The following is a 22,926-nucleotide window of genomic DNA, read 5'->3' as shown; positions in this document are numbered from 1 at the left end:
CCTCCTTGTCTTCAGGGGAGGGCGGTGTGTCATGGATTTCGGTGGCCCGCAGGCAACAGTGGGTGTTTCCATCATCGGCGCGGGTGAGCGCGGCGTCTACTTTGTCGGCACGCGCATGGCGGAGCTGGCGGCCGAGACCGGCTTGCGCATTGTTGGCGTTCATGACCTGCTGACGGATCGGGCTCGCTTCGCGGCAGATCATCTCAACGGAATCTACGCGCGCCTTGGCATTGCCCATGAGGTTGCGGTTTTCGACGAACTGGACGAGGCGGCAAGCGCCGGTTCGGTCGATCTCGTCATCGTCACCACCCACACCAACGCCCATCGCGGGCCCGTGGAAAAGGCGATCGCCGCCGGCAAGCGCGTGTATCTCGACAAGCCGATCTCGGTGACGCTTGACGACGCCCTGGCCATCGGCAGGGCGGAGGAAGCCGGCGGCAAGCCGGTGATGATGGGTTTCACCCGCCGCTATGAGCGGCCATGGATCGAATCGGTCCGACTTGCACGCAACGGTACGATCGGCGATCCGCACATGCTGCTTCTGCGCTCGGTCATTCCCTACACGCGCTACCTCCAGCTCTGGCATCGCGACAGCGCGCGCTCGGGTGGGGCGCTCAACGACAAGTGCTCGCACCATTTCGACGTGCTGAACTGGATCGCGCAAAGCCGCGTGGCGTCGGTATCGGCCATCGGCGGCCGCAGCGGCATTTTCGCGCCGGATCCGGACGCGCCGGCACGATGCAGCGAATGCGATCGCGCCTGTCCTTACCGCCGTCACCAGACGCTTGTCGACCAATTCGAGGGCGTTGGGGGCGCCGCCAACCCGAGCTGGACGCGCGCCGCGCGTGTGGAAGACCGCAACGACAACTGCGTCTATCTGCCCGGATCCGACATCGACGACCATGCCATCGTCACCGTGCGCTATGAGAACGGCATCTCCGCCTGCCTGTTCTTCACCATCTTCGGACCGTGGGCGGAGGACCAGGAGACGCTGGAGGTGGTCGGCTCCAGCGGGCGGCTGCGCATGGAGCGGCATTCCGGCGCTATCGACCTCGTGTCCGACTACGGCCGCAAGCACGAAACCGTCTCCTTCCGGGATCCCGACCGCTCTTCGACCCATTTCGGCGCCGATCTTGAGCTGGTGCGCACCATCCGCCGCTTTCACGACGGCGAGAGGCCGCCGGTGGGTGTGGCCGAGGGGATCGAATCCCTGCGCATGGTGCTGGCCGCGCAGAAATCCCTGCGCGAGGGCGGTGCGCCGGTCGATCCGCATGGGCTGGAGGTGGGGGAATGAGTGCGCCGCGCCTGCCGGATCATCTCACGCCGCTGGCGGCGTCGCTCGGCCTGCGGCCGCTTTACGGCGACATCCACAACCATTGTGCGCTCTCCTACGGCCATGGCAGCCTCGACAACGCGTTGGCACGTGCGCGCCTGCAACTCGACTTCGTGTCCGTCACCGGACACGCCGACTGGCCCGACATGCCTGTGGACGAGCCCGAAGTCGCGCATATTGTCGATTTCCACGTGAAAGGCTTCGCCCGGCTCAGAGAAAGCTGGCCGCGCCATTTCGCGACGCTTGCGCGCTACAATGAGGAAGGCCGGTTCACGGTCTTTCCCGGCTATGAGATCCATTCCTGCGCCCATGGCGATCTCACCACGGTCTATGCCGATCTGGAAGCGGCCGACATCGTGCTGGCCGAAAGCCCGGGCGAGTTGCGCCGGAAACTGCATGCGGCAATGGGCAGGCGCGCCTTCGCCTTTCCGCACCACATCGGCTACCGCCAGGGCGCGCGCGGGATCAACTGGGCGACCTTCGATACCGCTCTCTCGCCCTTTGTGGAAATGAACTCGATGCATGGCTGCGCCGAGACTTCCGAGAGCGAGCGCAGCTACCTGCATTCCATGGGACCGGTCGACGGCGCCTCGACCATGCGGGCGGGGCTTGCCGCCGGCCATGTCTTCGGCGTCGTCGGCAACACCGACCACCACAGCGGTTATCCCGGCTCCTACGGCCATGGGCGCATGGGCCTTTACGCCCGCTCGAACAGCCGCGAGGACATCTGGCAGGCCATGCAGTCACGGCGCACCAATGCGCTGACCGGCGACAATGTTCACCTGCTCACCGCCGTCGGCGATACGGTTCAGGGCGGTGTGCTTGCACCACAGGAGCATGCGGTGCTGTCGATCGAGGCGGTGGCGGGCGGCTTCATCGATTGCATCGACGTCATTCGCAACAGTGCCCTTTTCCAGCGCATCACGCCGCAGCTTTCGCCCGCGCCGGTTGCCGTTCGGGCGGATGGCTGGCTGGAGACTGTTCTATACGTTGAACTCGGCTGGGGTGCGCGCGGCAGGTCGCATCTATGGGAAGGGGAATTGAGCCTCCAGGGTGGCGAGATCCTGGCGGTCGAGCCGCGCTTTCGCGGGGCCGAGATCGTCTCGCCGCTGGAGGGCGAGGAGGCCGGCCATCCGCTGCCTGAACTTTCTTTCGACGGAAAGACCGTTCGCTTCGCCGTCACCGCCGACGCCAACCCCAACAACGTCACCGCCGCTACCCAGGGACTCGCACTGCGTCTCAGGCTCGATGAGGCGAGCACCGTTCGCGCCGAGTTGTGCGGCAAGCCGGTCATGCTTCCCGCGCGCCGCCTTTTCGAAGGGGCCGTGAGCGGCAATCTCGGCCCCATCGACAGCCCCGCCTACCGCTTCCACAGCCTGCCCCGACCGCAAGAATGGCAATGGGGCGGCGTTGTCGCGCTTGGCCGTATCGAACACGGCGAAAACCTCTATGTCCGTCTGCGCCAGCAGGGCGGGCAAATGGCCTGGGCCTCGCCCATCTTCTGCCGGCGGGAAGCCGCCGCATGAGGGAGAGAACCGGGGGAACGGAGAAGAACAGAGGCTGGAACTGAATGGGAGAGATCACATGAATTCGTTACGCACGCTGTTGATGGCCCTTGCCGGGTCATCCATGCTCGCGCTGTCGGCACAGGCGGTGGAGCTCAACATCGTCCATGGGGCGATCGGCAAGGACAACGAGGTCCTGCGCAAGGAACTCGACCGGTTCGAGGAGAAGACGGGCCACACCGTCAACATCGTCTCCATGCCGGAATCGACCACCGACCAGTTCGGCCAGTACAAGCTTTGGCTTGCCGCGCAGAGCAGCGACATCGATGTCTACCGCATTGACGTCATCGGCGCGCCGCAGATCGCCGAGCACTTCGTCGACCTGACGGAGCACACAAAGGACATCATCGGCGACTTCGTGCCGGCGGCGGTGGAATCGCAGACCGTCGACGGCAAGCTGGTGGCGCTGCCCATGTTCCTCGGCGCGCCGGCGCTCTATTACCGCAAGGACCTTCTGGAGAAATACGGCGAGCCGGTGCCGACGACCTGGCAGGACATGACGGAGACGGCAAAGCGCATTATGGAAGCCGAGCGCGCGGAAGGCAACGAGGCCATGTGGGGCTTCGTCTTCCAGGGCGCGCCCTATGAGGGGCTCACCTGCAACGCGCAGGAGTGGATCGCCAGCTTCGGCGGCGGCCGCATCGTGGAGACCGACGGTTCCATCGGCATCAACAACGAGAAGGCGGCAGAGGCGCTTGATCTCGCGGCCTCCTGGGTGGGCACCATCGCGCCCGAAGGCGTGCTCAACTACCAGGAGGAGGATTCGCGTGGCGTCTTCCAGTCCGGCAATGCCGTCTTCATGCGCAACTGGAACTATGCCTATGCGCTGGCGGCGGGCGAGGATTCGCCGGTGAAGGGCAAGTTCGCCGTCACCACGCTGCCGGTGGGGGCCGAAGGCGAGAGATCCGCCGCCACGCTGGGCGGCTGGCACCTGGGGGTGGCCAAATATTCCAAGCACCAGGAGGAGGCGATCGAATTGGTGCGCTTCCTCAACAATTACGAGAACCAGAAGGAGCGCGCCATCGAGACCTCGCGCCCGCCGACGCTGACCGCTGTCTATGACGATCCGGACGTGGCCGAGAAGCAGGAGTTCATCCCGCTTTGGAAGCCGGTGGTGGACAACGCCCTGCCGCGCCCCTCGGCTGCGACCAAGCGCAAATACAATGAGGTATCCTCGGAGTTTTGGACTGCGGTGCACGACACGCTATCGGGCGACGGCACGGCCGAAGAGAACCTGCGCAAGCTTGAGGCCAAGCTGAAGCGCCTGCGCGGCTCCGCCTGGTGATGGACGTGGGCGCCGTTCCGGTAGCGAGCGACAGGGGCGGCGCTCGCCCTGCGCATGGCGAGAAGGGGGAGGTCCGGGTGCGCCGGACCGATCCCTCGGCGCTTTCCCGGCAACGCATCGCCTCGGCATGGTTGTTCCTGTCGCCGATGCTGGCGGTGCTCGCGGCGGTTGCCGCCTATCCCCTGATCCGCACGTTCTATTTCAGCTTCACCGACGCCTCGATCGACTTGATCGACGAGGCGCAATGGGTGGGCTTCCGCAACTATCTGGAATATGTCGACTACGGCGAAGGGGAGGGGGAGTATTTCGGCCTGCTGGTCGACGAGCGCTGGTGGCGCGCGGTGTGGAACACGTTGCGCTTCACCTTCCTCTCGGTGACCTTCGAGACCGCCTTCGGCCTCGTCGTCGCGCTGGTCTTGAATACGAACTTCAGGGGACGTGCCCTCGTGCGCGCCGCCGTCCTCATTCCCTGGGCGATCCCCACCATCGTCTCGGCCAAGATGTGGGCCTGGATGATGCACGACCAGTTCGGCATCCTGAACGACATGCTCATGCGACTTCACGTGATCGCCGAGCCCGTCGCCTGGACCGCCTCGGACCAGACGGCGATGCTCGCCGTCCTCATCGTCGACGTCTGGAAGACCACGCCCTTCATGGCGCTCCTGATCCTGGCAGGGCTGCAGATGATCCCGGCTGACATTTATGAGGCGGCCAAGCTCGACGGCATCAGTCCCGTCCGCGTGTTCTGGCGCGTCACCTGGCCGCTCGTCCTGCCGGCCGTGCTTGTCGCCGTCGTCTTCCGCGCGCTCGACGCGCTGCGGGTGTTCGACATCATCTATGTGCTCACCCCCAACAACGACGCCACGCGCACCATGTCGATCTTCGCGCGCGAGAACCTGTTCGATTTCGACCAGTTCGCCTACGGGTCGGCGGCCTCGACGCTGCTTTTCCTGATCATCGCCATGCTCACCATCTCCTTCATATGGGCGACGCGGATGAACGTGGAACGGGAGGAATGATGATGGCCGTGCCATATCTGTTGAAACGCACAGCCTTTTACGCGCTGGTCGCCGTGATCGTCTTCCAGGCGGTCTTCCCCTTCTACTATGCCATCCTCACCTCGCTGGAATCGGGCCAGGCGATCTTCGAGGTCAACTACCTTCCCTACAGCCTGTCGCTCGACAACTACTGGCGCATGATCTCCGACGGCGTCTTCGGCAAGCAGATCCTGAACTCCGTTTTCGTGGCGACCGTGGTCGTGATCATCTCTCTCTCGCTGGCGGTCACGGCGGCCTATGCCTTCAGCCGCATCCGCTTCCGCGGCAGGGGGCTTCTGCTTCTCACCATCCTGTCGGTCTCCATGTTCCCGCAGATTGCGGTGCTGTCCGGCCTGTTCGAGGTGATCCGCACGCTCGGCCTCTTCAACTCGCTGTGGTCGCTGGTGTTCTCCTACATGATCTTCACGCTGCCCTTCACCGTCTGGGTGCTGACCACCTTCATGCGCAAGCTGCCGGTGGAAATCGAGGAGGCGGCGGTGATGGACGGTGCTTCGCCGGTGACCATCATCCGCCGCATCTTCCTGCCGCTCATGTGGCCGGCAATGGTGACGACGGGGCTGCTCGCCTTCATCCATGCGTGGAACGAGTTCCTGTTCGCGCTCACCTTTCTTTCCACCGACAGCCAGCGCACCGTGCCGGTGGCGATTGCGATGATCTCGGGCGTGAGCGAGTTCGAGATCCCCTGGGGCAACATCATGGCCGCTTCGGTGATCGTCACCCTGCCGCTGGTGATCCTCGTCCTCGTCTTCCAACGCAAGATCGTGTCCGGCCTCACTGCCGGCGCCGTGAAAGGGTGAAGCCATGGCCTCGGTCGAACTGAAATCCATCTGCAAGGCGTTCGGCAGCGTGAAGGTGCTGCGCGACGTCGACCTCACTCTGGAAAAGGGCGAGTTCGTCGTCTTCGTCGGGCCGTCGGGCTGCGGCAAGTCCACGCTGCTCCGGCTGATCGCCGGGCTGGAGGACATCACCAGCGGCGATCTTTTCATCGACGGCGAGCGGGTCAACGCCGTCCTGCCGGCCAAGCGCGGCATCTCCATGGTCTTCCAGTCCTATGCGCTCTATCCGCATATGAGCGTCTACGAAAACATGGCCTTCGGGCTGGAGCAGGCGCGGCTCGGCAAGGATGAGGTCCGCCGGCGCGTAAACGATGCTGCGGCCATGCTGCAGATCGAGGCCTATCTCGACCGCAAGCCGAAACAGCTTTCCGGCGGGCAGCGCCAGCGCGTTGCGATCGGCCGCGCGATCACGCGCAACCCGAAGGTCTTTCTCTTCGACGAGCCCTTGTCCAACCTCGATGCCGCCCTGCGCGTCGACACCCGCATCGAAATCGCCCGCCTGCACAAGCGGCTTTCCGGCACCACGGTGATCTATGTCACGCACGACCAGGTGGAGGCGATGACGCTGGCCGATCGCATCGTCGTGCTCAATGCCGGCCGCGTGGAACAGGTCGGCACGCCGCTCGACCTCTACGAGCGGCCGGCGAGCCGCTTCGTCGCCGGCTTCATCGGCTCGCCGCGCATGAATTTCGTCGAAGGGCCCGTCGCCGCTAGTCACGGCGCCCATTGCTACGGCATCCGGCCCGAGCATGTGCGCCTGTCGCGCCAGGACGGGCAATGGCGCGGGCAGGTGGTGCTGGTCGAGCAATTGGGCAGCGACACCTTCGTCCATGTCGCCACCGAAGAGGCGGGCCTCATCAACGCGCGGGCGGTCGGCAGCCACGCCTTCTCCTCGGGCGAGACGGCCTATGTCACGCCGGATGCCGAGCGGGCGCTCCTCTTCGATGCCGAGGGCCACCCGCTTGAACGTCGGATCGCCGCATGAGCCACCGCCCGATCTGCATCATCGGCAACGCCAATCTGGACCTCGTGTGCGGACCTCTCGATGACTGGCCGGAACGCGGCACCGAGACGTTTCTGCCGCGGTCGGACCTGCGCATCGGCGGCTCGGCAGCGAATACCGCCCTGGTGCTGCAGCGTCTGGGCGCGCGAGGCGGCTTGGTCTCGGCGGCTGGTGCCGATGCCGCCGGACGGATGCTCGCGGCCCGTTTCCAGGGCACACTTGATCGTGTAGCTGTGATCGAAGCGCCGACAAGCGTCACTGTCGGCCTGCTTCATCCCGACGCGGAACGGACGTTTCTTTCGACCGACGGCCATCTGGACCTGCTCGATCTCGGGTTTTTCCTTTCGCAGCTTGAAGACTGGTCGGTGGAGGGGGCGCTGGTCCTCGTCAGCGGCGCCTTCGCCATGCCGGGGCTGCTCAAGGACCACATGGAGCTTCTGTCCGTCCTCAAGGAAGCCGGTGCAGAAGTTGCCATCGACCCAGGCTGGCCAGGCACAGACTGGGCAGAAGATGTGCGCGAGCAGGCGTTGGAATGGATCGCCCTGGCCGATCATGTTCTGATGAACGACAAGGAAGCGCTCGGCCTTGCCCGGGCGGGCGATCTCGATGCGGCGTGCGCCTTCTTCGATGCGGAGCTCGCCGCCGGCCGGCGGCTGGTGATCAAATGCGGGAAGAACGGCGCGCTCGCCCTTTCCGGCGGCACTGCCGTGTCGGCGTCCGCGCGCCCGCTGACAGTTTTCGATACCGTCGGCGCGGGCGATGCCTTCAATGCGGGATATCTGGAAGCGGTCGCGCGGGGCCTCGCGCTCGTGCCCGCGCTGAAAGCAGGCGTGGCCGTGGCGGGGAGGGTGATCGCGGAGTTCCCGCGCACGAGCCTGCCCATCGCCCTCGAAGCCGGGGAGGGATGAGCATGGCCCGCAACATTCTGCTTCTCATCGCCGACGATCTGGGGCGGATGACGGGCTGCTACGGCGAGACGGCCATCCGCACCCCCAATATCGACGCGCTGGCGGCAAGCGGCACGCGCTTCGACATGGCCTTCACCTCCACCGCCTCCTGCAGCGCCAGCCGCTCGGTCGTCTATTCGGGGCTCCATACCCATGAGAACGGGCAATACGGCCTTAATCACGACCATCATCACTTCATCACCTTTGCACATGTCGAGACGGCGCCCACGCTGCTTGGCGCCGCCGGCTACCGCACGGGCATCATCGGCAAGGTGCATGTCGGCCCGGATGCCGTCTATCCATGGGAGAGCCGGGAGGAGAGCGCCACCCGCGACGTCGCCTGGGTGGCCGACCGCGCAAAGGCCTTCTTCGATCGAGCGGCAGACGATACGCGCCCGTTCTTCCTGACGATCGGCTTCACCGATCCCCATCGCGATTGGACGCGCGGCGGCTTCGGTAACGATCAGGAGTTCGACCCGCGCGTGGAGCGCCGCCGTTTCGCGCCGCGGGACGTCGCCGTGCCCTCGTTCCTGCCGGATATCCCGGAAGTGCGCGCGGAGCTTGCCTCCTACTACGAATCCGTGGACCGGCTCGACCAAGGGGTCGGCCTGGTCCTCCAGGAACTCGCGAAGGCGGGACTTGGGGACGAAACGCTCGTCTGTTTCCTGAGCGACAACGGCGCGCCCTTCCTCAATTCGAAGACTACGCTTTATGACGCCGGCATCCATCTGCCGCTGATCGTCCGCGCGCCGGGGAGAAAGGCCGGCATCGCCAGTCCCAACCTCGTCTCCTTCACCGATATCCTGCCGAGCTTTCTCGACTGGGCCGGACACCGTGGCGTGTCCGGGCCGCGCAGGGGCAGGTCGCTTCTGCCGATCCTGGAGGAGACGGAGCTGCTGCCCGACCGGCAACTCGTCTTCGGCTCCCACACATTTCACGAGATCACGAACTACTATCCGACGCGCTTCATCCGCACGCCGCGATACAAATATCACCGCAACGTCGCCTGGAAGCTCGACTTTCCCTTCTCCGGCGATCTCTACGGCTCGCTGTCCTGGGAGGGGATGCGCAACCGCGAGCCGGTCATGATCGGGCGGCGGCCGCTGAAGGCCTACATCGAACGGCCGCCCGAGGAGCTTTACGACCTCGAGAGCGACCCGGAGGAAGTCGAAAACCTCGCGACCGACCCCTCCCACGCGCGGCTTCTTGCCGAAATGCGCAGCCTGATGGAGGACTGGCAGCGCGACACCGGCGATCCCTGGCTCTACCGCGACGGCATATCCCTGCGCGCGGTCACACATCATGTCGAGGCGGGATTGAGCCTGCCGGACCGCTACGACTTCGACGTCGACGATCCTGGAAACGGCCGCAACGGTTAGGGTCAGGACCTATTAGTGTTGCTTGATTGGTATGAGTCAATTTGCCTGGAGAGGAGGCGCAAGCCTGCAGGAAACCATCCGGTTTTCAAAGGCTTGCAACGCTCTCTCCAGGCAAATTGGCCATATCCCAAAGGGACGGACGAATGGACTTTGAACTGCCGCGTCGAGCCGCTTGGACGGGCATGAGCCCGCCCGGCGCATCTCTCCTTGCATTTCCGTGTCCATCGTCCGCCAATCAAGTAACATTAATAGGTCCTGACCCTAGCTTGCACCAATCTGGCGAACCGTTCCATGAACCGGCACAACAGCTTCTCAAAATCCTCCGACAGTACCTCGCCCCACTCCGTGATCAGCTCGTCGGTTACCTTCACGTAGAGCTCGGGCTGGGGCAGCGTCAGCACGTCGAGATGGGTCAGGATCATGCGCAGATGCGACTGGCCGATAGCTGTGCCCAGCGCGCCGGACGACCCGCCGGCTACGGCCGCTGCCTTGCCTTGCCAAGCGCTCGCACCATACGGTCTGGATCCCCAGTCGAGCGCATTCTTGAGAGCCGAGGGAATCGACCGGTTGTATTCGGGCGACACGAAAAGAAGGCCGTCGGCCGCCAGCACCTTGCGCTTGAGTTCGACGACGGTGGACGGCAGGTCGCCGTCAAGATCGCGGTTGTAGAGCGGCAGCGCGTCGATCGCGACGGGCGTGAAGGTGAAGAGATCGTCGCCCGCAGCCTGCAAGGCGAGGCTGAGGCGCTGGTTGATAGACCGGGCGCTGAGGCTGCCGACGAACACTGCGATATCGGGTTTTCTCATTTTCGATGCTCCGTCAAAAGCAGCCGTCCGAGCAGCGTCACGCTGCCGACGGCCACGGCTGCGTAGAGGACGATCAGCAGGATCACGGCGTAAAGCTGATCCATCGAAAAGACCGTCCCGTATTTTTTCACCAGCCCGCCCATGCCCATGATGGCGATAAGCACCTCGCCGTTGATCAGGCCCTTGATGCCGCGGGCGACGCCCAGGCGCAGGCCGGCAAGGAAATAAGGGGCGCCGGCTGGCAACTGGATCTCGATCAATTGACGCCAGCGGCTGGCTCCGAAGGAATGCGCCATCTCGATCGTGATCGGATCGGCCGATCGCACCGCCGTCGTCGCGTTGGTGGCGACCACGAACACCGAGAAGGCGATCACTGTGGCGATGCGCGTTTCCGGGCCGATCCCGAATACCATCATGAACACAGGCACGAAGGCAATCATCGGTGCCGACAGCCCGGCCTTTACGAAGGGACCCAACGCGACCTCCGCCACCCGCGACAGGCCAATGCCTATGCCAACGATGCTGCCTGCGGCGAGCGAGATGCCGAGGCCGGTCATGAGCGCGATGGTGCTGTCGAGCAGCGGCGCGGTCAGCACGCCGTTCGTCCACAGACGCGCGAAGGCCGTGAGAACGGCGCTGAGCGGCGGCAGGGTGAGGATGTCCGCCGTTCGTCCCACGATCTCCCAGATGCACGCGAACACCGCCAGCGAGACGAGCAGCGGGATATTGAGCGCCTTGAGGATTCGCCGCATCCAGGTCGTCATGCGGCCTCGCCGGTGTGTTCGTCCGCGATCATTCCGCGCAGCCGGTCCCAGACCATGGCGGTGAGCTCGACGAAACGCGGCTCCTTGCGCGTTTCCTCCGTGCGCGGCCGCGGCAGATCGATCTCGATGATATCGGTCACATGGCCGGGCCGGGCGCCCATGATGACGACGCGGTCGGACAGGAACACCGCCTCATCCATCGCGTGCGTGATGAAGAGGACGGAAAGGTCGCTGCCGGACCAGATGTTCAACAGCTCCGTTTGCAGGATCAGCCGCGTCTGCGCGTCGATTGCCGAGAAGGGCTCGTCCATCAACAGTATGTCGGGCGAAACCGCAAGCGCGCGCGCAAGCCCGACGCGCTGCTGCATGCCGCCCGACAGTTCTCCCGGATAGGCGCTGGCAAAGTCGCCCAGCCCGACCTTGTCGAGCAGGGTCTGCGCCGTCCGGCGCCGCGCGACCTTGGCCTCGCCGCGCATCTTTAGGCCGAAGGCGGCGTTGTCGAGCACCGTCATCCAAGGCAGCAGGGCGAAGGACTGGAAGACAGTCGCGCGTTCGGCGCCGGGGCCGGTCACGGGAGCGCCGAGCACGCTGATGCGCCCCTCGTCCCAGCCGAGAATGCCCGCCACCATTTTCAGCAGGGTGGTCTTGCCGCAACCGCTCGGCCCGATGATGGAGACGAACTCGCCCCGTTTCACCGTCAGGTTGACGCGATCCAGCGCCAGGGTTTTGCGGCCGTCAGCCGACAAGTAAAACTTGCAAACGTCCTGCACCTCGATGGCGGGTGCGGCGGAATCGGTCATTTTTGGACACTCCAACGGTTCACGCGGCGCTCCATCATTTCCACAAGGCTCAGAAGACAAAGGCCGACCAGCACGATGGTCATGGCGACCGCGAGCACGCCAGCGACCTTGAAGCGGCCCTGCAACTCGGCGATCAGGCTGCCGACCCCGGCGCCGACGATGGTGAGCTCCGCCACCACCATGCCGATCAGGGCCTGGCCGAGGGCGAGGCGCACGCCGGTCATGATGCCGGGAAGCGCGGCCGGCAGGACGACCTCGGTCATCATCGCGAGGCGTCCGGCGCCAAAGCTTCTCGCCATCTCCGTCAGGTCGGTCCGCACGCGGCGCACGGCGATGGCGCTGTTGATGACAACGTAGGAAATGCCGAACAGGACGATCACGGTGACGCGGGCGGCGAAGGTCAGCCCGAGAAGGGCCTGAACCACCGGGACGAGGGCGATGATCGGGATGGCGACCAGAAAGGTGAAGTAGGGCGTGACCACGCGGTCGGCCAGCGGAAAGCGGGCGACCAGGACCCCGGTCGGCACGCCGATGCTGACGATGATGGCGAAGCCGACGGCCAGCGCCTGGCCGGTGATCAGCAGGCCAAGCGGCAGCCGGCCGTCCCTGACGAGCTCAACGAAGGCGTCGAGGGTGCGCGTGGCGGTGGGGAAGAGCAGGTCGATGCTGTCGTCGCCGGCAAGCTGCCAAGCGCCGACAAACAGCACCAGCGCGACGAGGCGCAGCGCCGCCCGCCCCCAGAAGGTCTCTGTCAGGTTACCGGCAAGCCGGCGCTGCGGGGCGCCGGCCTGCATTTCAGGTCCGCGTTGGATCATCGGTCCGCGAGCACCTGATCGAGAACGCTTCTGTCAACCACGTCGGCAGGCTTGGAGATCGTTTCGAACGGCTCGCCGTCATTGTTGAAGAAGTCGATCGTCTTCTGGACCGACGCCGCGGACAGCCCCCCGTCGACCGGCCAGATTCGGGCATCGACAAAGGCCTGCACCAGCTTGGGCAGCACCTCGGGGTCGATTTCGTCCAGAAGAGCCTCGCCCTTGTCGATGAGCAGCTGCGGGTTCTCGTAGAGCTCGTTGTACACGTCGAGATGGACCTCGATCCAGTCGCGCACAAGTTCGGGATGCGAGGACAGGAATTCCGTCTTTGCGGCAAATGCGGCGCGCATGATCGGCATGGTGCTGGTGAAGTCCTGCGTGACCTGGAATTGACCGGGCAGCTTCTCGTTGAGGAGCGTCCAGTCCTGCAGATCGACGACGCTCGAATCGAGCTGCCCGGCGATCAGCGCCGCCAGACGGTTCTCCGAGCCCTCGATCACGGTGATCTTGGGCTCGGCATCGGGGCAGTTCGCCGCCAGGTGCTGAAGCGCGAGCTGGCCGACGAAGGAGCCGACGGAGTGGATGCCGAGGCTCTTGCCGTCCAGATCCTCGCAGGTGCTGATTCCCGTGCGGGCGACAAGCAGGAACTCGTTGGAATTGCCGGCCAGGAAGAACTTGCTGTCGAGCCCCTGATCCATGGCATCGAGAATCTGGGCGATGGCCGAAATGTCGATGGCGCCCGTAGCGGCCGCCTGCAGCTGGTTGCTGTTGCCGCCGAGTTCGACGGCCTCGATCTCATAGCCCATGTCCTTCAGCCGGTCGAGCGCGACCGCCGTCGGCAGGTAGCCGACTGACCAGCCCGAGAAACCGAAAACCGCCTTCGTTTCGGCCGCATGGAGCGGCCCGGCGACGACCGCCGTCAGCAGCGTAGTGGCCAGGAGCCGTCGAATATTCCCCTTCGTCATCGCATCATCCTCCGTTCAAGATGCCTTTTTCAGAACCCTCGGTGCATTCTATCGATATGTCAATAGATTTTCGAATATAACGATTTATACCGATTATATGGATTATTCTCGCTGGCTCTGGCATATAGGCTTGGCATGTGACAAAGAACCTGAAGGGAGATGCCCATGATTTGCGCCGGGCATGCCCCATGAAGACAGACGCACTTCGTTGGAAAACACGATGAATATACAGATCACGCGAAACAGAACGGTGTTCATGCGGCTGCGCGAAGACATCGTGACGGGGCGTCTGAGGCCCGGAGAGAGGCTGCGGACGGAAACGCTGCGCCAGCGTTATGACGTCGGCGGAAGTCCGGTGCGCGAGGCCTTGATGCGGCTCGAGGCCGAAGGCCTGGTCGTGCTCGAGGAAAACAAGGGATTCCGCGTCGCGGAAGTCTCGCGCGAGCAGCTCGACGACCTGACGGCGACACGCATCGAGATCGAGGCAATCGCGCTGCGCAAGTCGATCGAGATCGGCGGCGTGGAGTGGGAGGCGAACCTGGTGAGCGCCATGCATTTCCTTGCCAGCGTCTCGCGCGAGCCGAACGATGCGCCGCCCGAGCGCAACGCCAACTGGCTGGCCTATCACCGCGAGTTCCACCGCGCCCTCGTCGCCGGCTGCAGATCGCCAATGCTGCTCGACATCCGCGAGCGCCTGTTCGACCTCGCCGAACGCTATGTCGCCCTGTCGATCTCGACCAAGGGCGACTCGCGCGACCACGAGGCCGAACACAAGGCGTTGATGACGGCTGCGCTCGAACGCGACGTCGACGGGGCGGTTCGCCTCAACACCGAACATATCGAGCGGACCACCGAAAAGCTGAAGCAGTTCGGCGGCTTCAAATAGGGCGGGAGACGCCGCCGTCCGGCGTCTTCCCGATCTTCCAGCGCGCGAGCGCGCAACGGGCTCAATGGCTTGCCGTTTTGGCCCACGGCATGAAGAAGCGTTCGGCAAGGGCGACCGCGCCGAACAGCACCATGCCGAGCACGCTGAGCCAGACCAGCGCCGCCCAGGCCAGCGGCCCGTTGAGCTGCGAGTTGGCGGTCAAAAGCAGGTTGCCCAGTCCCTCGTTCGAGCCGACGAACTCGCCGATGACGGCGCCGATCACCGTCAGCGTGACGGCCACCTTGGCGCCGGCGAAAACGAACGGCAGCGCGGCCGGCAGTTGCACCTTGCTGAAGATCTGCCAGCGCGTGGCGCGCAACGACTTCGCAAGTTCCAGCAGTCCGGTCGGCGTCGCGTTCAGTCCGGTCGCCGTGTCGACGACGATCGGGAAGAACGCCACCAGGAAGGCGATAGCGAGCTTGGATTCCATGCCGAGCCCGAACCAGACGAGGATGATCGGCGCCACGGCCACTTTCGGCACCGACTGCATGGCGATCAGGATCGGATAGAGCGTCAGGTTGAGGATGACCGAACTGGACAGGGCGACGGCGATCGGGATGCCGATGCCGACGGCGAGCGCGAAACCGAGCACGCATTCGAGGAAGGTCGGCCAGGCGTGTCTGGCGAGCTGACTGAAATTCTCGGTCGTCGCGAAGAAGATGTCGGTGGGGCTCGGCAGCACGACCCTGCTGACGTTGAAGACGTCCGTATAGATCTGCCAGGCGATAAGGATGACGAGGATCCCGACCAGCGGGAAGATCGACCGGTAGTAGATATTGCTCGTCATCGCACGATCCCCAGCAACCTGCTCGCCTCGCGTTCGTGTTCGGTGAACTGGGCTTCGTAGCGCATCTCGTGCTGCCGAGGATAAGGCAGATCGATCGGGATCAGCTTGCTGATCGTCGCCGGCCGCCGCGAGAAAACGGCCACGACATCAGACAGATAGACCGCCTCTGAAATGGAGTGCGTCACGAAAAGGACGCTGACATTGGTTCGCGCGCGGATGGACAGGAGCAGGTCATGCATCTCCATCCGCTTCAGTTCGTCGAGCGCGCCGAACGGCTCGTCCATCAGCAGGAGCCTGGCATCGTGGACCAGCGCCCGGCACAACGCCACACGCTGCTGCATGCCGCCGGAAAGCTCCGACGGATAGCGGCTCTCGAAGCCGTCGAGGCCGACGAGATCGAGCAGTTCCTTCGCCCTCTCGATGCCTGCCTGCGTTCTTTGGCGGCGGATTTCGAGCGGGAAAAGGATGTTTTCCAGAACGGTGCGCCAAGGCATCAGGTTCGGCTGCTGGAAGACGAAGGCGAAATCGGGATGCGGTCCGGAGATCGCCCGCCCTTCAATCCGAACCTCGCCAGCGCTCGCCCGTTCAAGGCCGGCGACGATGCGCAGGAACGTCGTCTTGCCGCATCCGCTTGGCCCCAGGAGGCTGATCAACTGCCCCTTTTCGAGCTTCAGCGACAGTTGCTCGATGGCGGTCAGATACTCGCCGCCGCCGAGATCGAAGCGCTTTTCAATGTTCTTGAAATCGCCGAAGGGCTCGACATTGGAAACAGGCCCGCACCGGGCCCGCTCCTTGGAAATTGCCATCTGGGTCACCTTGCCCCCGCTTACGGCAGGATCGCGGGTTCGGGCAGGAACTCGCTTCGATAGATTGAACCAGCCTCGGGCGCCGTGCCGTCGACGCCGACATTGTCGATGACGAATTCGACACCGGTCTTCATCTTTTCCGGGCTGAACCAGCCGAGCCCATGTTCCTTCACATCGTCGGTGACGGCGAGATTGCGCACGACCTCGATCTCGGCGAGGACCACGTCGTGGTCGAGCCCGTCGACATTCTTGACGATGTGGTCAGCCGCCTTCTCCGGATTATCAAGCGTGAACTTCCAGCCGCGCATCGCAGCCCGCACGAAGCCTTCAGCAACGTCCGGGTTTTCGTCGAGATAGGAGCCGAGCGCGCCGATGCCGTTCGAGTAGAGCTCGAGCCCGTTGTCGGCAAGCAGGAAGGTGCGCAGCTCGGTGCCTGCCTCCTTTGCCGCTTTCTCCAGTCCCGGCTTGGCCATGACGAAGAACTCGATCGCCGGAACCTGGCCGGAGAGCAGCGCGCTGGCACGGGCCGGCGGCGCGACGTTGACGATTTCAAGCGACGAGGCGGACAGCCCGTTCTGGCTCATGAAGCCGCCTATGACCTTCGGCGTTATGCTGCCGGCGCCGCTGCCCAGCGACAGGCCTTCGATCTGCGCGATGTCCTGGACATCGCCGCCATTGGCGAGCGAGAAGATGGCGTAGGGCGATTTCTGGTAGTTGACCGAGATCATCTCGATATCGGTGCCGCCCGCCTGCGCCAGGACCACGCCGGGCAGATCGACAAAGCCGAACTGCGCCGTGCCGCTGGCGATCGCCTGCATCACCTGTGCCGTGCCCTGCGAGGGGATGATGGTGACGTCGAGCCCTTCCTCGGCGAAGAAACCCTCCTCGACCGCCGCATACCAGGGCGCATGGCGACCGAGCGGGATGAAATCGAGTGAGAAGACGACCGGTTTCAATTCATCCGCCGCCTCGGCGGCCATCGGCGCCGCAGCTAGCGTGCTCAGGCCGAGAGCGAGTGCCAGGCGCGTTCCCTTCAGCATGCTCATTATTGTCTCCTTCGCTTCTGGGACCATGCCCAGATTCCCCATCCAACACCAACCAGGGTGTGCTTGGCAGAAAAACGCACAATGTTCGATTAGTCAAATGATTTTCGATAATCATATTGATTGTCGTAACAAACTCCGCTACCCCTCGGATCGACTGAGACTGCGTGGAGGGCCCGGAATGGCCTTGTTATTGAACGTGGACGGCCTGCGTGCCGACATTGCCGGCATATTCGTCGGGGCCGGCCTCGGCGCCGACGCCGCCGACACGGTGGCCGAAAGCCTTGTCGAGGCGGACCGGCTGGGGCTTGCCTCGCACGGCGTGATGCTGACGGACATGTATGTGCATCGGCTCAAGGCCGGTTCCGTTTCGACCGAGCGCGAGCCGGCCGTGATTTCCGATCGGGGCGTTACCATGGTCCTCGACGGCCGCAACGCCTTCGGCGTGCTGACGGCCGACAACGCAATGCAGAAGGCGGTTGCCAAGGCGCGTGCCTATGGTGCCGGCATCGTCGCCGTCCGCCATGCCTTTCATTTCGGCGCCGCACGCCGTTTTACCGAAGCCGCGGCCGCGGCCGGCTGCGTCGGCATCGCCCTGTGCAACACCCGCCCGCTGATGCCCGCCCCTGGAGGGGCCGAGCGCATTGTGGGCAACAATCCGCTGTCGATCGCCTTTCCCACCGCCGATGCCATACCCTTTGTCCTCGACATGGCGACCAGCGAGGCGGCGATGGGCAAGATCCGCATGGCGGCGAAGAACGGCGCCGCCATCCCCGAGAGCTGGGCGGTCAAGGCCGACGGTTCGCCGACCACCGATCCCCTGGAAGCCATCGAGGGCATGCTGCTGCCGACGGCCGGCCCCAAAGGGTTCGGCCTCGCCCTGATGATCGACCTTCTGTGCGGCGTGCTGTCGGGCGGTGCCTTCGGTCCCGACGTGAAACCGCTCTATGGAGACATGTCCGTTCCCTACGATTGCTCGCATCTTCTGATGGCCATCGACATCGGTCATTTCACCGATGCGGGCGAGGCCGGGCGGCGCGTGCAGGCGGCCGCGCAGCGAATCCGCTGCGGCGCCCGCGCGCCTGGCGTCACGCGCCTCTACACTCCCGGAGAGCCGGAGTGGTGCAAAAGACAGGAGGCGGAAGACCAGGTTTCCGTCGATGAAGGCGTGGCAGCGATGCTGTCGGACCTCGCCAGGTCGCTCGACGTCCAGCTCACCACTGTTCCGCTCGCATAGAAAGAGGAAGAAATGCCCAAACAGGAGATCAGCACGTCGAACCTGCGCACGCCCAACGGCCACTTCTCGCAGGCCACCACCATCGAGGCCAAGGGCAAGCTGGTGTTCATCTCGGGCATGACGGCCCGGCGCCCCGACGGCACCATCGCCGGGATCGGCGACGTGTCTGAGCAGACGCGTCAGGTCTGCGAGAATATCAAGGCCGCGGTCGAACACGCCGGCGGTACGCTCGACGACGTCTGCCGCGTCGACGTTTACGTCCGCAACATCGAGGATTTCGACAAGATCCACGCGGTCCGGCGGGAGTACTTCAAGTCACCGCTGCCGGCCTCGACCATGGTCGAGGTGAGCAAGATGGTGTTTCCCGAATACCTGATCGAAATCAGCGCCATCGCGGTCCTCCCGGAGGCATGACCGGCATGCTGAAACTGGCCGCAATAAAATTCGGCGGCAGCGGCCGCCTGGCATTTGTCGACGACGGGAGCCTTCGGCTCCTGCCCGAGGACCTGGTCCAGATCCAGGATGCCATCGCAGCGGGCAGGCCGGCGCTTCGCGCGCTTGCCGCGCGCGCCGACCTGCAACGGATCGGCTACGAGGAGGCGCTGCTTCGCGCCCCGCGCACCGACACCAGGCGCGATATCCTCTGTGCCGGGTGGAACTATTGGGACCATTTCGAGGAGGGAAAGGGACGGCGCGATGGCCAGGAGGTCGATCGTCCGGAGCATCCGACCTTCTTCACCAAGGGGCCGGACACGATGATCGGGCCATTCGACCCGATCGCCTACGATCCCGCTATCTCAGCCAAATGGGACTACGAGGTGGAGGTGGCGATCATCATCGGCAAGGAGGGCCGCAGCATCGCCGAGGCGGACGCGCTCGACCACGTGTTCGGCTATTGCCTGGCGAACGACATCTCGCAGCGCGACCTGCAGCGGGCCCATGGGGGGCAGTGGCTGAAGGGGAAAAGCATCGACGGCACCATGCCGTTCGGCCCCTATGTGACGCTTGCCGATGGGGTCGATCCGTCCGCCATCGATATCGAATGCGTGCTGAACGGAACGGTCGTGCAGAGCGCGTCGACGAAGCTCATGGCCTTTCCCATAGCCACGCTGATCGCCGAGCTGTCCTTCGGCATGACGCTGCGCGCCGGCGACGTGCTTCTGACGGGGACGCCCGCCGGCGTCGGCAATGCGCGCACGCCGCAGCTCTTTCTCAAGGAGGGGGACGAGGTCGTCTGCCGCAGCCCGCTGCTGGGCGAGTTGCGCAACAAGCTGACGGCAGCGGACCTGCATTCTCCCTCTGACGGCAGGACTTGAGCACCGGCTTTGGAAACGGTTCTGAAAACAGCAGACCGGAGCATGCTGGCCATTCAACGGAGCCGCAGCATAATCTGGTCCGACGCATGTGGAGGCAACAGCAATGGATAACGACTACGGATTCGACCTCGCGCGCCAGCGCGGGATCAAGCTCGGCCCGGTCGGTCACCGCATTGTCGAGGACAACGACCTGACCCGTGTCTGGGAAGTGAAGCTGGAACCGGGAGAGGAACTCGGCTTCCACATCCACTACCATCCCTACTACGTGGTCTCCCTCGGCGGCGGCGACAACGAGATAGAGACCATCTTCGGCGATACGATCGCCACGCATGAACCGGTCGGGCACACGGTCTACATCGATCAGAAGCGGGCAATCCACAAGCTGACCAACCGCTCCGACCGCACCTATCTGTCCCGGCTGATCGAGTTCAAGGCGGTCCGCTGGACCTATGAGGGCGATCCGAGCGAATCGAAGCCGGAGCCCGGCGACGCAACTCCGGAAGGCTTCGAGGCCGCATTCAACGAAATCCTCACCCATACGGGCGATCTGCCCTGGGAGCCGAAATCACTCAAGGGGCTCTACCAGAAGATGCTGTGGCGCAACGAGGAGACCGGCGCCTCCATCGCCCTCATCAAGTTCGACAAGGGGGTCGGCATACCCAACGCCCACGCCCACGCCTCAAACCAGTTCATGTACTGTCTGTCGGGCAAGTACCGCTACATCCCGACGGGCACCACCCTGGTGGCAGGCTCCTTCTATTGCAACCCGGTCGGCAGCGTGCACGGTCCTACCATTGCCGACGAAACGACGGTCTTCCTGGAGATCTATGACGGGCCGCATTACCCGGTACAGCCGCCATGGTACACGGATCCGAAGGATGCGACCTGATATAATGGGCGGCTGGGACGTCCACGCACATCTCCTGCCTGACGGGATCGTCGAACTCGCGCGGGACCGCTCCTATGGCATGAATCTCGGCGACAAGACCGTCGAGGTTCACGGCTTCAAGCTGTCGCTCGAATCGATGGGGCGCCCCCGGGCGCTGCTCGCGCGCCTCGACAGCGACCGGCTGGACGGTGCAATCGTGGCGATCCCGCCGCCGCTCTTCCGGCCTGATCTGCCGGCGGCCGAGCGCCGCGCCTATGTGCAGCAGATGAACGAGGGCCTGTTGCGCGCGGTCGCTCCGCACGAGCGCCTGCTGGCCATGGCTTACCTGCCGACCGACCTGCCGGAGCTTGCGATCGAGATCGCCGGCAGCCTCGAAGGCGCATGGGCCGGCGTCATCGTCGGCACGGATCTCGGCGCGCGGAGCTACGCAGACCCAGCCTATCATCCGCTGTGGCAGCTTCTTTCCGACCGCGGGCTGCCGGCACTGCTTCATCCCTCCGAATCGAAGGATCCGCGGCTTTCGGAGTTTTATCTCTCCAACCTCCTCGGCAATCCGATGGAGACCACGCGCGCCGCCGCCCAGATGATCTTCGGCGACCTGCCGTCGCTGTTTCCCAACCTGAAGATCATCCTCTCCCATGGTGGCGGGGCGACGGCGGCCCTGCTCGGGCGCTGGCAGCGGGGCATCGACACGTCGCGCCCCGGCCTCGGGCCGGTTGGAATATCGGCGAAGGATGCCGGCCGCTGGTTCTATTTCGATACGATCGTTCACGAGCCGGCCGTGCTCGATCTTCTCGTCCGGACCATCGGCACCGACCATCTCTTGCTCGGCAGCGACTGGCCGTTTCCCATGGGCGCGCCAGATGCAGACCATGATCTCGGGCATCTTGCGCCGGAAAGCAGGCGGCGGATCCGGACCGTCAACGCTGCTGCCGTCTTTCCCGCGATCGCAAAAGCAGGAACCGGAGACCGGCAGACCCCATAGGTGTCGGACAAGAGAGAAATGACACGCTTCAACGATGTCGACCTTGCCGTAACCTGAGCCCATGTTTCCCGGCACGGAAGCACGAAGCTCCTTTCACACAGAAGCGGCTCGTTCATCGGCATTCTGGTGAGGGCGGCGCCGGCAGTCGGTCGGGGCCCTGATGATGAGGCGGCGCACCCATCCGAGGATATCCTCCTGCGGTCGGGAAACCCGTACGCTGCTCCTCTGGCTTTGGCTTCGGCTCCAATATCTGGTCGGCATCTCGCCCTGTAGCCTCGCCAAGGCTTGTCCCGCTGTCCGCGACGAGCACCCGGTGGATTTCATCGCAGAGGCCTGCAAGCACCTCGGCGAGAAACCGGCGGAGGAAATGGCTGCCAAACGAGCATCGCGTTCACTCGGACGCTGTTTTGCTGCCGTGAGATGGCGACTAAGAGGTCGGAAGCGCTGGCAGAATCTTGAAAACATCCGAGCAGGCAAAAATGGTACGCCCAACGGAAATCGGCGCAGCAAGGGAAGACACTGGCTTAGGCGAGCCGTTGTCTAACCACCGTGCCGTTGATCTACATGAGAAAATTCGGAAATCGCCTAACCGTTCCGGGTGAGCGGAAAGTCCACTAGGCTGCGGCTTGAGGCTCAAAACCTGCCCGCGTTTGAACCAGCGGATTACGTCGGCATCTGCACAGGGTCGCGGAGTTTTCGAGAAGTTCACAATTTGCCAGAGTAAACTGATCTGCAACGTGATCTCGGTTCCTTAGCGGCCCGAAGTTATTCTGGTGGTACGCGACATATTCTCTTCGAGAGTCCTGAGAAAACGCAAAGGTTGCTCATGGAATATGATGGAATGCAATGATTTAGGTAGGACCGCAAATCCGGCAGCACGCCCCATCGTGGTCGATCAGCGAATTTCGCCGGCTTGGCGAGTAACCATAGTAGCCCTCCGGTGCGCACGAAGTCCTACGTGCCTCAACCGCGCTTCAAGGCCGTAATCTCGATCTCCACCTTCATCGCTTCCTCGGCAAAGCCGCAGATGATCGTCGTGTTGGTGGGGCGCGGGTCGGAGAATGTCTCGCCCAGCACGCGCGAGACCCCCACGACGTCGGCGCGGTCAGAGAGGAAGACGCGCACGCGCACGATGTCCGAAAGCGCGGCGCCGGCCTTCTCCAACGCTTGCGCAATGGTGCGCAGCGCCTGGCGCGCCTGCTCGGCCGCATCGTCCGAGATCGTACCGTCCTCGAAATTGTAGCCGGCCGTACCCGACACGAAGATCCATTCGCCGTCGACCACGGCGCGCGAATAGCCCGCCATCTCCTCAAACTTCGAGCCGGACTTGATCGTCCACCGTTCCTGTCGAGCCATAAACTTTAACCTCAAAATATCTTGACGTG

The 22,926-nt window shown here is 64.1% G+C and carries 23 protein-coding genes; 14 read left to right on the top strand and 9 right to left on the bottom strand.

The features are described from left to right. Positions 1-31: 31 nt before the first annotated feature. From NTH_RS01840 to NTH_RS01805, 8 genes are all read left to right on the top strand, one after another. The gene (locus tag NTH_RS01840; RefSeq protein ID WP_338528401.1) at positions 32-1,294 is read left to right on the top strand and encodes a Gfo/Idh/MocA family protein; all 1,263 of its coding nucleotides are present in this window, start codon (positions 32-34) and stop codon (positions 1,292-1,294) included. Then, positions 1,291-2,859, top strand: a complete 1,569-nt coding sequence (locus NTH_RS01835; protein WP_338528400.1) for a hypothetical protein — start codon at positions 1,291-1,293, stop codon at positions 2,857-2,859. The genes NTH_RS01840 and NTH_RS01835 overlap by 4 nt, the downstream gene beginning before the upstream one ends. 58 nt (positions 2,860-2,917) lie before the next feature. Beyond that, on the top strand, positions 2,918-4,183 hold the full coding sequence (locus tag NTH_RS01830; protein ID WP_338528399.1) for an ABC transporter substrate-binding protein: 1,266 nt from the start codon (positions 2,918-2,920) through the stop codon (positions 4,181-4,183). A gap of 146 nt (positions 4,184-4,329) precedes the next feature. Beyond that, on the top strand, positions 4,330-5,202 hold the full coding sequence (locus tag NTH_RS01825) for a carbohydrate ABC transporter permease (protein ID WP_422392420.1): 873 nt from the start codon (positions 4,330-4,332) through the stop codon (positions 5,200-5,202). Between the two features lie 2 nt (positions 5,203-5,204). After that, on the top strand, positions 5,205-6,038 hold the full coding sequence (locus NTH_RS01820) for a carbohydrate ABC transporter permease (RefSeq protein ID WP_422392337.1): 834 nt from the start codon (positions 5,205-5,207) through the stop codon (positions 6,036-6,038). Between the two features lie 4 nt (positions 6,039-6,042). Continuing rightward, a complete protein-coding gene (locus NTH_RS01815; protein WP_338528397.1) occupies positions 6,043-7,062 on the top strand; it encodes an ABC transporter ATP-binding protein in 1,020 nt (339 codons plus the stop codon). Beyond that, positions 7,059-7,988 carry a carbohydrate kinase family protein gene (locus tag NTH_RS01810; protein ID WP_338528396.1) on the top strand — a complete coding sequence of 310 codons (930 nt, stop codon included), beginning with the start codon at positions 7,059-7,061 and terminating at the stop codon, positions 7,986-7,988. The genes NTH_RS01815 and NTH_RS01810 overlap by 4 nt, the downstream gene beginning before the upstream one ends. A 2-nt stretch (positions 7,989-7,990) precedes the next feature. Next, the gene (locus NTH_RS01805) at positions 7,991-9,406 is read left to right on the top strand and encodes a sulfatase family protein (RefSeq protein ID WP_338528395.1); all 1,416 of its coding nucleotides are present in this window, start codon (positions 7,991-7,993) and stop codon (positions 9,404-9,406) included. Positions 9,407-9,651: 245 nt separating this feature from the next. On the opposite strand, the gene NTH_RS01800 is transcribed toward NTH_RS01805, so the two are convergent. Genes NTH_RS01800 through NTH_RS01780 form a run of 5 tightly spaced genes read right to left on the bottom strand, consistent with a single transcriptional unit; the run spans position 9,652 to position 13,553 of the window. Further along, positions 9,652-10,212, bottom strand: coding sequence for an NADPH-dependent FMN reductase (locus NTH_RS01800; RefSeq protein WP_338528394.1), 561 nt, complete (start codon positions 10,210-10,212; stop codon positions 9,652-9,654). Beyond that, positions 10,209-10,976, bottom strand: a complete 768-nt coding sequence (locus tag NTH_RS01795) for an ABC transporter permease (protein ID WP_338528393.1) — start codon at positions 10,974-10,976, stop codon at positions 10,209-10,211. The genes NTH_RS01800 and NTH_RS01795 overlap by 4 nt, the downstream gene beginning before the upstream one ends. Beyond that, positions 10,973-11,776: an ABC transporter ATP-binding protein gene (locus NTH_RS01790; RefSeq protein ID WP_338528392.1), complete on the bottom strand. Its 804-nt coding sequence runs from the start codon at positions 11,774-11,776 to the stop codon at positions 10,973-10,975. The genes NTH_RS01795 and NTH_RS01790 overlap by 4 nt, the downstream gene beginning before the upstream one ends. Then, positions 11,773-12,591 (bottom strand): ABC transporter permease, encoded by an 819-nt coding sequence (locus NTH_RS01785; protein WP_338528391.1) that lies wholly within the window; start codon positions 12,589-12,591, stop codon positions 11,773-11,775. Before NTH_RS01785 ends, NTH_RS01790 begins: the two co-directional genes overlap by 4 nt. After that, a complete protein-coding gene (locus tag NTH_RS01780; RefSeq protein WP_338528390.1) occupies positions 12,588-13,553 on the bottom strand; it encodes an ABC transporter substrate-binding protein in 966 nt (321 codons plus the stop codon). The genes NTH_RS01785 and NTH_RS01780 overlap by 4 nt, the downstream gene beginning before the upstream one ends. Before the next feature lie 220 nt (positions 13,554-13,773). Here NTH_RS01780 and NTH_RS01775 point away from each other — a divergent pair, with 220 nt between their 5' ends. After that, the gene (locus tag NTH_RS01775; RefSeq protein WP_338528389.1) at positions 13,774-14,439 is read left to right on the top strand and encodes an FCD domain-containing protein; all 666 of its coding nucleotides are present in this window, start codon (positions 13,774-13,776) and stop codon (positions 14,437-14,439) included. A 61-nt stretch (positions 14,440-14,500) separates the two neighbouring features. On the opposite strand, the gene NTH_RS01770 is transcribed toward NTH_RS01775, so the two are convergent. From NTH_RS01770 to NTH_RS01760, 3 genes are read right to left on the bottom strand one after another with little or no spacing between them, the layout of a single operon-like run. Beyond that, positions 14,501-15,265, bottom strand: a complete 765-nt coding sequence (locus NTH_RS01770; protein WP_338528388.1) for an ABC transporter permease — start codon at positions 15,263-15,265, stop codon at positions 14,501-14,503. After that, the gene (locus NTH_RS01765; protein WP_338528387.1) at positions 15,262-16,071 is read right to left on the bottom strand and encodes an ABC transporter ATP-binding protein; all 810 of its coding nucleotides are present in this window, start codon (positions 16,069-16,071) and stop codon (positions 15,262-15,264) included. Before NTH_RS01765 ends, NTH_RS01770 begins: the two co-directional genes overlap by 4 nt. Positions 16,072-16,091: 20 nt before the next feature. Continuing rightward, positions 16,092-17,117 (bottom strand): ABC transporter substrate-binding protein, encoded by a 1,026-nt coding sequence (locus NTH_RS01760; RefSeq protein ID WP_338528386.1) that lies wholly within the window; start codon positions 17,115-17,117, stop codon positions 16,092-16,094. 178 nt (positions 17,118-17,295) lie between these two features. On the opposite strand from NTH_RS01760, the gene NTH_RS01755 reads away from it, so the two are divergent. The 5 genes from NTH_RS01755 to NTH_RS01735 all read left to right on the top strand — a co-directional run bounded on the left by NTH_RS01755 (position 17,296) and on the right by NTH_RS01735 (position 21,541). Further along, positions 17,296-18,351 carry an Ldh family oxidoreductase gene (locus tag NTH_RS01755; RefSeq protein ID WP_338528385.1) on the top strand — a complete coding sequence of 352 codons (1,056 nt, stop codon included), beginning with the start codon at positions 17,296-17,298 and terminating at the stop codon, positions 18,349-18,351. A 12-nt stretch (positions 18,352-18,363) separates the two neighbouring features. Further along, a complete protein-coding gene (locus tag NTH_RS01750; RefSeq protein WP_338528384.1) occupies positions 18,364-18,765 on the top strand; it encodes a RidA family protein in 402 nt (133 codons plus the stop codon). Between the two features lie 5 nt (positions 18,766-18,770). Beyond that, positions 18,771-19,667 (top strand): fumarylacetoacetate hydrolase family protein, encoded by an 897-nt coding sequence (locus NTH_RS01745; protein ID WP_338528383.1) that lies wholly within the window; start codon positions 18,771-18,773, stop codon positions 19,665-19,667. Positions 19,668-19,770: 103 nt separating this feature from the next. After that, positions 19,771-20,556 (top strand): cupin domain-containing protein, encoded by a 786-nt coding sequence (locus tag NTH_RS01740; RefSeq protein ID WP_338528382.1) that lies wholly within the window; start codon positions 19,771-19,773, stop codon positions 20,554-20,556. Beyond that, complete coding sequence (locus tag NTH_RS01735) at positions 20,546-21,541, top strand: amidohydrolase family protein (RefSeq protein ID WP_338528381.1); 996 nt, start codon at positions 20,546-20,548, stop codon at positions 21,539-21,541. Before NTH_RS01740 ends, NTH_RS01735 begins: the two co-directional genes overlap by 11 nt. Positions 21,542-22,504: 963 nt before the next feature. On the opposite strand, the gene NTH_RS01730 is transcribed toward NTH_RS01735, so the two are convergent. After that, entirely contained in the window at positions 22,505-22,897 is a 393-nt protein-coding gene (locus NTH_RS01730; RefSeq protein ID WP_338528380.1) for a RidA family protein, read from the bottom strand. Between the last annotated feature and the right edge of the window lie 29 nt (positions 22,898-22,926).

Origin of the sequence: Nitratireductor thuwali (genome assembly GCF_036621415.1) — a bacterium.
GTDB lineage: Bacteria > Pseudomonadota > Alphaproteobacteria > Rhizobiales > Rhizobiaceae > Chelativorans > Chelativorans thuwali.
This window is presented reverse-complemented; position numbering and strand designations above follow the sequence as displayed.

Bases quoted from the DNA above. Each gene is read 5' to 3' on its own strand.
- NTH_RS01840 (WP_338528401.1), top strand. From the start codon at position 32: ATGGATTTCGGTGGCCCGCAGGCAACAGTGGGTGTTTCCATCATCGGC.
- NTH_RS01835 (WP_338528400.1), top strand. From the start codon at position 1,291: ATGAGTGCGCCGCGCCTGCCGGATCATCTCACGCCGCTGGCGGCGTCG.
- NTH_RS01830 (WP_338528399.1), top strand. From the start codon at position 2,918: ATGAATTCGTTACGCACGCTGTTGATGGCCCTTGCCGGGTCATCCATG.
- NTH_RS01825 (WP_422392420.1), top strand. From the start codon at position 4,330: ATGCTGGCGGTGCTCGCGGCGGTTGCCGCCTATCCCCTGATCCGCACG.
- NTH_RS01820 (WP_422392337.1), top strand. From the start codon at position 5,205: ATGGCCGTGCCATATCTGTTGAAACGCACAGCCTTTTACGCGCTGGTC.
- NTH_RS01815 (WP_338528397.1), top strand. From the start codon at position 6,043: ATGGCCTCGGTCGAACTGAAATCCATCTGCAAGGCGTTCGGCAGCGTG.
- NTH_RS01810 (WP_338528396.1), top strand. From the start codon at position 7,059: ATGAGCCACCGCCCGATCTGCATCATCGGCAACGCCAATCTGGACCTC.
- NTH_RS01805 (WP_338528395.1), top strand. From the start codon at position 7,991: ATGGCCCGCAACATTCTGCTTCTCATCGCCGACGATCTGGGGCGGATG.
- NTH_RS01800 (WP_338528394.1), bottom strand. From the start codon at position 10,212: ATGAGAAAACCCGATATCGCAGTGTTCGTCGGCAGCCTCAGCGCCCGG.
- NTH_RS01795 (WP_338528393.1), bottom strand. From the start codon at position 10,976: ATGACGACCTGGATGCGGCGAATCCTCAAGGCGCTCAATATCCCGCTG.
- NTH_RS01790 (WP_338528392.1), bottom strand. From the start codon at position 11,776: ATGACCGATTCCGCCGCACCCGCCATCGAGGTGCAGGACGTTTGCAAG.
- NTH_RS01785 (WP_338528391.1), bottom strand. From the start codon at position 12,591: ATGATCCAACGCGGACCTGAAATGCAGGCCGGCGCCCCGCAGCGCCGG.
- NTH_RS01780 (WP_338528390.1), bottom strand. From the start codon at position 13,553: ATGACGAAGGGGAATATTCGACGGCTCCTGGCCACTACGCTGCTGACG.
- NTH_RS01775 (WP_338528389.1), top strand. From the start codon at position 13,774: ATGAATATACAGATCACGCGAAACAGAACGGTGTTCATGCGGCTGCGC.
- NTH_RS01770 (WP_338528388.1), bottom strand. From the start codon at position 15,265: ATGACGAGCAATATCTACTACCGGTCGATCTTCCCGCTGGTCGGGATC.
- NTH_RS01765 (WP_338528387.1), bottom strand. From the start codon at position 16,071: ATGGCAATTTCCAAGGAGCGGGCCCGGTGCGGGCCTGTTTCCAATGTC.
- NTH_RS01760 (WP_338528386.1), bottom strand. From the start codon at position 17,117: ATGAGCATGCTGAAGGGAACGCGCCTGGCACTCGCTCTCGGCCTGAGC.
- NTH_RS01755 (WP_338528385.1), top strand. From the start codon at position 17,296: ATGGCCTTGTTATTGAACGTGGACGGCCTGCGTGCCGACATTGCCGGC.
- NTH_RS01750 (WP_338528384.1), top strand. From the start codon at position 18,364: ATGCCCAAACAGGAGATCAGCACGTCGAACCTGCGCACGCCCAACGGC.
- NTH_RS01745 (WP_338528383.1), top strand. From the start codon at position 18,771: ATGCTGAAACTGGCCGCAATAAAATTCGGCGGCAGCGGCCGCCTGGCA.
- NTH_RS01740 (WP_338528382.1), top strand. From the start codon at position 19,771: ATGGATAACGACTACGGATTCGACCTCGCGCGCCAGCGCGGGATCAAG.
- NTH_RS01735 (WP_338528381.1), top strand. From the start codon at position 20,546: ATGCGACCTGATATAATGGGCGGCTGGGACGTCCACGCACATCTCCTG.
- NTH_RS01730 (WP_338528380.1), bottom strand. From the start codon at position 22,897: ATGGCTCGACAGGAACGGTGGACGATCAAGTCCGGCTCGAAGTTTGAG.